Source organism: Mycobacterium sp. TH-M11 (genome assembly GCF_057473725.1).
In genome coordinates this window covers 1-6,706 of sequence record NZ_JBYCLD010000352.1, presented here as the reverse complement: position 1 = coordinate 6,706, position 6,706 = coordinate 1, and the positions used below count along the sequence as shown (strand labels likewise).

At 67.0% G+C, this 6,706-nt stretch carries 6 protein-coding genes; 1 reads left to right on the top strand and 5 read right to left on the bottom strand.

The window, feature by feature from the left end; all coding sequences use genetic code 11:
- The 4 genes from gatB to gatC all read right to left on the bottom strand — a co-directional run.
- On the bottom strand, positions 1-1,157 hold a 1,157-nt coding region (gatB, locus tag AC2VOG_RS14195), incomplete at its 3' end, for an Asp-tRNA(Asn)/Glu-tRNA(Gln) amidotransferase subunit GatB (RefSeq protein ID WP_486940527.1).
- Between the two features lie 90 nt (positions 1,158-1,247).
- Entirely contained in the window at positions 1,248-2,279 is a 1,032-nt protein-coding gene (locus AC2VOG_RS14190; protein ID WP_486940526.1) for an ATP-dependent 6-phosphofructokinase, read from the bottom strand.
- Positions 2,280-2,318: 39 nt separating this feature from the next.
- The gene (gene gatA / locus AC2VOG_RS14185; protein WP_486940525.1) at positions 2,319-3,800 is read right to left on the bottom strand and encodes an Asp-tRNA(Asn)/Glu-tRNA(Gln) amidotransferase subunit GatA; all 1,482 of its coding nucleotides are present in this window, start codon (positions 3,798-3,800) and stop codon (positions 2,319-2,321) included.
- Positions 3,797-4,096: an Asp-tRNA(Asn)/Glu-tRNA(Gln) amidotransferase subunit GatC gene (gene gatC, locus AC2VOG_RS14180; RefSeq protein WP_486940524.1), complete on the bottom strand. Its 300-nt coding sequence runs from the start codon at positions 4,094-4,096 to the stop codon at positions 3,797-3,799. The genes gatA and gatC overlap by 4 nt, the downstream gene beginning before the upstream one ends.
- Before the next feature lie 95 nt (positions 4,097-4,191).
- On the opposite strand from gatC, the gene AC2VOG_RS14175 reads away from it, so the two are divergent.
- Positions 4,192-4,851: an ACT domain-containing protein gene (locus AC2VOG_RS14175; RefSeq protein ID WP_486940523.1), complete on the top strand. Its 660-nt coding sequence runs from the start codon at positions 4,192-4,194 to the stop codon at positions 4,849-4,851.
- A gap of 19 nt (positions 4,852-4,870) precedes the next feature.
- On the opposite strand, the gene ligA is transcribed toward AC2VOG_RS14175, so the two are convergent.
- Positions 4,871-6,706, bottom strand: a 1,836-nt coding sequence (ligA, locus tag AC2VOG_RS14170) for an NAD-dependent DNA ligase LigA (RefSeq protein WP_486940522.1), incomplete at its 5' end; no start/stop codon positions are given.

Genomic DNA, 6,706 nt, shown 5'->3' with positions numbered 1-6,706 from the left:
GCCTTCTGCACCAGGAAGTTGCCCCACCAGGCGCGGGCGGATTCGCTGGAAGCCCCCTGTTCGACGGTCGCGATGACCATATCCACGGCACCGGCGTTCACCAGATCGCGCATCACCTCGTCAGAAATGCCCCAGTCGTGCTGAATCCGCTTGCGCCGCAGCCAAGGTAGCTCGGGAATGGTCTTGCGTAGGCGCTCGACGAGTTCGCCGCTGGGTGCGACCGGTTCGAGGTCGGGCTCGGGAAAGTAACGGTAGTCCTCCGCGGTTTCCTTGGTGCGGCCCGGGCTGGTGAAGCCATCCTCGTGGAAGTGCCTGGTTTCCTGGATGACTCGGCCACCCGATTCCAGAACAGCTCCTTGGCGCCGCATCTCGTAGCGGACGGCGACCTCGACGCTCTTGAGCGAGTTGACGTTCTTGGTCTCGCTGCGAATGCCGAACTCGGTCGCGCCTTTGGGCTTCAGCGACACGTTGGAGTCGCAGCGCATCGACCCCTGATCCATCCGTACGTCGGAAACATCCAACGCGCGCAACAGGTCCCGCAAGGCCGTCACGTAGGCGCGGGCAATCTCTGGCGCACGTTCGCCAGTGCCTTCGATCGGTTTGGTGACGATTTCGATCAGCGGCACCCCGGCCCGGTTGTAATCCGCCAGCGAGGTCGTCGCACCGGCGATGCGGCCGGTGTCGCTGCCCAAGTGGGTCAGCTTGCCGGTGTCTTCCTCCATGTGGGCACGTTCGATGTCGACTCGCCAGGTGCTGCCGTCATCCAGCGGAACGTCGAGGTAGCCGTTGATGGCGATCGGCTCGTCGTACTGCGAAATCTGGTAGTTCTTGGGCTGGTCGGGATAGAAGTAATTCTTGCGGGCGAACCGACCCCAGGGCGCGATGTCGCAGTTGAGCGCCAGCCCGATCCGGATGGCCGATTCGACCGCAGCCTCGTTGAGCACCGGCAACGAGCCAGGCAGGCCAAGGCACACCGGACAGACCTGCGAGTTGGGTTCGGCGCCGAACTCGTTGGCGCACCCGCAGAACATTTTGGTCGCGGTGGACAACTCGACGTGCACTTCCATGCCGAGCACCGGGTCGTAGCGCGCGATCACCTCGTCGTAGTCGAGCAGCTCACTGCCGGCCGCACCGGGAACGCTGGCAGCAACAGTCATGGCAACAATCCTAATTGCCGCCCGATGCAGTCTCGTCATCGCGGCCCGGGCGGGCATCGCCGACCGGCACCGCGTCGTCGAAGCCGAGCGCTAACCGAAGAACGCGGCGGCGTCGTCGTACCGACTCTGCGGGACCAGCTTGAGCTGGCGCACGGCGTCCGCCAAGGCCACCCGCCCGATGTCTTGACCCCGCAACGACACCATCTGTCCGTATTCGCCGGCATGCGCGGCGTCGGCGGCGTTGACCCCGAACCGCGTCGCCAGTACACGGTCGTAGGCCGTCGGTGTGCCGCCGCGCTGAACGTGGCCGAGCACGGTTACCCGGACGTCTTTGTTGATGCGTTTTTCCACCTCGACGGCCAACTGCGCGGCCACGCCGGTGAACCGCTCGTGACCGAACTCGTCGGTGCCGCCCTCGGCAAGTTTCATCGACCCCTCAGCCGGCTTGGCGCCCTCGGCCACCACGCAGATGAAATGCGAGTCGCCGCGCTGGAAGCGCCGCTTGACCAGCCGGCATACCTCGTCGATGTCGAATGGTTGCTCAGGGATCAGCGTCATGTGCGCGCCGGAGGCCAGCCCGGAGTTGAGCGCGATCCAGCCGGCATGCCGGCCCATCACCTCGACCAGCATCACGCGTTGGTGCGACTCGGCCGTGCTGTGCAATCGGTCGATCGCATCGGTGGCCACGGTCAACGCGGTGTCGTGGCCGAAAGTCACGTCCGTGCAATCGATGTCATTGTCGATGGTCTTGGGCACTCCGACGACGGGGACATTCTCTTCAGACAGCCAGTGCGCGGCCGTGAGCGTGCCCTCGCCGCCGATCGGGATCAGGACGTCGATGCCGTTGTCATCCAGCGTCTGCTTGACCTGCGCCAGCCCGGCTCTCAGCTTGTCGGGATTGACGCGGGCGGTGCCCAGCATCGTTCCGCCCTTGGCGAGCAGACGGTCGTTGCGATCGTCGTTGGCCAGCTGGATCCGGCGGTTCTCCAGCAGCCCGCGCCAGCCGTCCTGAAATCCGACCACCGACGACCCGTAACGGGAATCGCAGGTCCGCACCACCGCCCGGATGACGGCGTTCAGGCCAGGACAGTCACCACCCCCGGTGAGGATTCCGATCCGCATGCGTTCATCTTGCCCCGTGACCGCCCGCTCGGCAGCGGTTCAGATAGCCGAAGGCAGCGCCCCCCGGGCCGCCTCGTAGGCGGCCCCCACCCGGTAGAGCCGATCATCGGCCAGCGCCGGCGCCATGATCTGCAGCCCGACCGGCAGGTTGTCGTCGTCGGACAAGCCCGACGGCACCGACATGCCGCAGTGGCCGGCCAGATTCAACGGCAGCGTGCACAGATCGAACAGATACATCGCCAGCGGGTCGTCGACCTTCTCCCCCAATGGAAATGCCGTCGTCGGCGTCGTCGGCGAAACCAAGACATCCACCGACTGATAGGCAGCGTCGAGGTCACGGGCGATCAATGTCCGCACCTTCTGCGCCTGGTTGTAGTAAGCATCGTAGTAGCCGGCCGACAGCGCATAGGTGCCAATCATGATGCGCCGCTTGACTTCCGGGCCGAATCCCGCGGCCCGGGTCAGCGCCATCACCTCCTCGGCGCTGTGCGTGCCGTCGTCGCCGACGCGAAGCCCGTACCGCATCGCGTCGAAGCGGGCCAGGTTGCTGGAGACCTCCGATGGCAGGATCAGGTAGTAGGCGGCCAGAGCGTGATCGAAGTGGGGACAGTCGACCTCGGATACGTCGGCTCCGAGCGCGGTCAATTGTTCGACCGCTTGGTTGAACGACGCCAGTACTCCGGGTTGGTACCCCTCGCCGCGCAACTGCTTGACCACGCCTACCCGCACCCCGTCGAGATCGCCTGCGGCACCGATCTTTGCGGCGCTGACGACATCGGGCACCTCGACGTCGATCGAGGTGGAGTCACGTGGATCGTGTCCGGCGATCACCTGATGCAGCAGCGCGGTGTCCAGGACCGTGCGTGCACAAGGCCCACCTTGGTCCAGCGACGACGCGCAGGCCACCAGCCCGTACCGCGACACCGTTCCGTAGGTGGGCTTGACGCCGACAGTCGCGGTCAGCGCCGCCGGCTGGCGGATCGAGCCGCCGGTATCGGTGCCGATTGCCAGCGGCGCCTGGAACGCCGCCAGTGCGGCGGCGCTGCCCCCGCCCGATCCGCCGGGCACCCGGTCGGTGTCCCACGGGTTGCGGGTCGGACCGTAGGCCGAGTTCTCCGTCGAGGAGCCCATTGCGAACTCGTCCATGTTGGTCTTACCCAGGATCGGGATGCCCGCGGCGCGCAGCCTCGCGGTGACGGTGGCGTCATAGGGCGAGCGCCAGCCCTCGAGGATCTTCGACCCGCAGGTGGTAGGCATATCGACGCTGGTGAAGACGTCTTTGAGGGCCAGCGGGACACCGGCCAGCGCCGACGCCGGCCGGTCACCGGCGGCCAGCGATTTGTCCGTGGCGGCGGCCGATGACAGTGCCGCATCCACCGCGACGTGCAGGAATGCGCTGTACTGCTCGTCGGTCGCCGCGATCTGATCCAGGAACGCCTGCGTGACCTCGGTCGACGACAACTCCCTGGCCGCGATCTTGGTGGCCAGCGTCGCGGCGTCCAGCCGGATGATGTCGGTCATTGCGGCTCCCCGAGGATCTGCGGGACCAGGAAGCGGCCGTCAAGCGCTTCGGGCGCCCCGGCCAGCGCCTCCTGCTGGGTCAGACACGGCGCGATCTGGTCCGGACGGGTCACGTTGACGGACTTCAGCGGGTTGTCGGTCGGCTCGACGCCGGCGACGTCGACGGCCTGGATCTGCCCGACGTGGGTCAGGATGGCGTCGAGTTGGCCGGCGTAGCTGTCCAGCTCGTCGTCGGTCAACGCCAGACGGGCCAACCGGGCCAGATGGGCAACCTCGTCGCGGGAGATCTGGGACACGACTGCAAAGCCTAGACGGGGATGCCGCGGCCCGCGCCGGGGCGGGCCGCAACCACCGACATGCCGATCGCACGCCGCTGTGAAACAGTGTCCGCGTGTCGTCCTATCTGCTCCGCGTCCAACTAGCCGACCGACCAGGCAGCCTCGGCTCGTTGGCCGTGGCTCTGGGGTCGGTGGGCGCCGACATCTTGTCGCTGGACGTCGTGGAGCGCGGACCGGACTACGCGATCGACGATCTGGTCGTCGAACTGCCGCCCGGTGGCATGCCGGACACGCTGATCACCGCGGCCGAGGCGCTGCAGGGCGTGCGGGTGGACAGCCTGCGGCCGCACACCGGATTGCTGGACGCGCACCGCGAGCTGGCGCTGATCGACCATGTCGCCGCCGCCGGCAGCACCGACGCGAAACTCAACGTGCTTGTCGGTGAGGCGCCGCAGGTACTGCGGGTCAGTTGGTGCTCGGTGCTACGCAGGTCCGCCGACGGACTACAGCGCGTTGCCGGTAGCCCCGGTGCGCCGGAGACGGTTCTGCGCGACGTGCCCTGGATGCCGATCGAGCACGCCACCGCTTTGGACACCACCGAGGACTGGGTGCCGCAGGTCTGGCGTGACATGGACACCACCTTGACCGCGGCACCGCTGGGCTCAACCCACACCGCTGTGATGCTCGGCAGGCCTGGCGGCCCCGCGTTCCGGCCGTCGGAGATTGCCCGCCTGGGATACCTGGCCGGGATCGTCGGCACCCTGCTGCACTGAACGCCCCGACGGCGAAGACTCACTCCGAGAGATCCGCCGGGCCTTGTGCTAGCAGTTTCCGAAACCCGTCCTCGTCGAGGACGGGAACTCCGAGCTCGACGGCCTTGTCGTACTTGGATCCGGGAGAATCGCCGGCAATCAGATAGTCGGTCTTCTTCGACACCGAGCCGGCGGCTTTGCCCCCGCGCGTCAGGATCGCCTCTTTGGCTTGGTCGCGAGAGAAACCGACCAACGATCCGGTGACCACGATGGTCATGCCCGCCAGCGTGCGGGGTACGCCGGCGTCGCGTTCGTCGGCCATCCGCACCCCGGCCGTTCGCCACTTGTCGACGATCCGGCGGTGCCAGTCGACGGTGAACCACTCCGTCACCGCGTCGGCGATGGTCGGACCGACACCCTCGACCGCGGCAAGCTGCTCCGTCGACGCCGCGGTGATCGCATCAAGGCTGCCGAACTCGGTGGCCAAAGCCCTTGCCGCCGTTGGACCTACGTGCCGAATCGACAACGCCACCAAGACCCGCCACAGCGGTTGTTTCTTGGCGGTGTCCAAGTTGGCCAGCAGGCGCTTGCCGTTGGCCGACAACGTACCGGCCTTGGTGGTGAACAGCTCGGTACGCAACAGCTGGTCTTCGGTGAGGCTGAACAGATCACCCTCGTCCTCGATCACCTGCGCTTTGAGCAGCGCGGCCGCGGCCTCGTAGCCGAGCCCTTCGATGTCGAAGGCGCCACGGCCGGCGACGTGGAACACCCGCTCACGCAACTGCGCCGGGCAGGACCGCGAATTGGGGCAGCGGATGTCGGCGTCACCCTCCTTCGCCGGAGCCAACGGCGTGCCGCACTCGGGACACGTTGTGGGCATGACGAATTCGCGCTCGGAGCCGTCGCGCAAGTCGACGACCGGACCCAGCACTTCGGGGATCACGTCGCCGGCCTTCCGAAGCACCACCGTGTCGCCGATCAGCACGCCCTTGCGCTTGACCTCCGCGGCATTGTGCAAGGTGGCCAGCCCGACCGTCGACCCCGCGACGGTGACCGGCGTCATGAACGCGAACGGAGTCACCCGCCCCGTCCGGCCGACATTGACGCGAATGTCGAGAAGCTTGGTCTGCACTTCCTGCGGCGGATACTTGTAGGCGATCGCCCACCTCGGCGCCCGAGAGGTCGAGCCGAGCCTGCGCTGCAGTGACACGTCGTCGACTTTGATCACCACACCGTCGATTTCATGGTCGACGTCGTGGCGGTGCTCGGCCCAGTAGGCGATCCGCTCCAAGGCGCCGGCCGCATTCTGAACCCGAGTGGTGCGGTCGGAGACCGGCAGTCCCCAGGCGGCCAGCGCCAGATAGGCGTCGTGCAGCGAGTCGGGCCGGTAGCCCTCGAGGTGTCCCAACCCGTGGCAGATCATCCGAAGTTTGCGACGCGCCGTGACGGCGGGATCCTTCTGCCGCAGCGACCCCGCCGCGCTGTTGCGCGGGTTGGCGAACGGCGCCTTGCCGTCCTCGACCAGAGCAGCGTTGAGCGCCTCGAAATCCTCCAGCCGGAAAAACACCTCACCGCGCACCTCCAGGACCTCGGGCACCGGGTGGTCGGCACTGGGAGTCAAACGTTCGGGCACATCGTCGATGGTGCGAGCGTTGAGCGTGACGTCCTCGCCGGTACGTCCGTCGCCGCGGGTCGCAGCCCGAACCAGTCGGCCGTCGCGGTAGACCAACGCCAAAGCGACGCCGTCGATTTTGAGCTCGCACAGGAAGGAAACGTCGACTCCGACTTCGGCGTGCACACGGCCGGCCCAGAGCTCGAATTCGTCGGCGCTGAACACGTTGTCCAACGACAGCATTCGCTCCAGGTGATCGGCGGA